Below are 1309 nucleotides of genomic sequence, written 5' to 3'. Positions count from 1 at the left end.
TAGTACTGATGCGTTAAAATTTAGTCATTAAATAAATTTATTTGCTCTTTGACATTTTGATTGATTTGATATTCTGTAAGCAGTTCTTGCAAAGGAGTCTTGTCAAATACCGATATGCTTAAAATCTGCATTATTTCATAGATTGAAAGGTTGCTTTTTAAATCATGCTTAACTTTCGCCACTATTAAATAGGTACAGATTGCAATCCAAATATGGATGTTTACGGCATTTTCGGAATGACCCCAAAGTGTTTTTATGGTTAGATTTTGCTTTATCCATTTAAAAAACACTTCTATTTGCCACCTGTTTCGATATAGATTTGCTACTTCAAGAGCTGATACATCAAGGTTATTTGTTAAGAAGGCAAGGTCTATATCATTTTCATTATCATAAAACTCAACCAATCGTAATGGTTCCGGATAAAGTCGTTTCGATTTATGCCCATTGAGTTCAATGATTTTATCTCCCCTTAGTCCCGTTTCTTCATCGATGTTGTAACTGTTCTCTATTATGGAGTAGTCCATGGTTGATCTTGGTCTTGAGACAAAGAACGCTCCCGATTTATGTATTTGGTACAAAGCTTTTAAATCGATATATGCTTTATCCATGATATAGACAGCATCTGGTATGGGTACAATTACGTCTAGAACATTGCTGTCATGGTATTTACCATCTGTGATTAGGATAAATGAGGGAATGTTACCCCTTAAGTCAAGTAATGCATGGACTTTTACCGCTCCTCTGGAATATTTCCCCGGAGCCCATCCAAACAGTTTAAGGCTTAGGGAGATTGTTGTGGAATCCAATGCAAAAATTTCGTTGTCAATGTAAACATTGGGAATCAATTCGTTTGCATACAAAGGCCTTACTTGCTGGATAAGGTAATTGCCAAAATCAGCGAAAATCCGATAGTCCCTACGCTCATTTGCCCTTGATAGGGTTGATTGGTTCACATATTGCTTGATGCCTAAGTGATACAATTTATTCCTATGGGCCTTGAGACAGGTACAGATATCCCGAAGGGAATTTCTAGAGGTCAACTGACCAAAAAATAATTGTATAAACTGATTCCAACAGTTAAAATCCCTTGTTCTAAAATCACCGTTGTACTTCCATACATATTTGTCGAACTCATAACGATGGATAAACTGTAACAGTTGGGCAAAAACATATTTACCAGAATTCATAGCTTTACATTTAAGCTTGCAAAGCTAATTTTTAAATCAAATCAAAAAATCAAAGAACGTTAATAAGTTGCTGATATACAATGTATTATAAAATATTTTTAAAAGTTAACGCATCACTACTA

1 protein-coding gene is annotated in these 1309 nt (G+C 34.7%); it reads right to left on the bottom strand.

Annotation, left to right across the window (positions count from 1 at the left end; genetic code table 11):
* Nucleotides 1-20: 20 nt before the first annotated feature.
* Entirely contained in the window at nucleotides 21-1187 is a 1167-nt protein-coding gene (locus ACGLWY_RS18625) for an IS4 family transposase (protein ID WP_396621182.1), read from the bottom strand.
* Nucleotides 1188-1309 lie beyond the last annotated feature (122 nt).

Source organism: Mariniflexile sp. HMF6888 (assembly GCF_044335535.1).
In the GTDB taxonomy this organism is placed as follows: domain Bacteria; phylum Bacteroidota; class Bacteroidia; order Flavobacteriales; family Flavobacteriaceae; genus Mariniflexile.
This window is presented reverse-complemented; position numbering and strand designations above follow the sequence as displayed.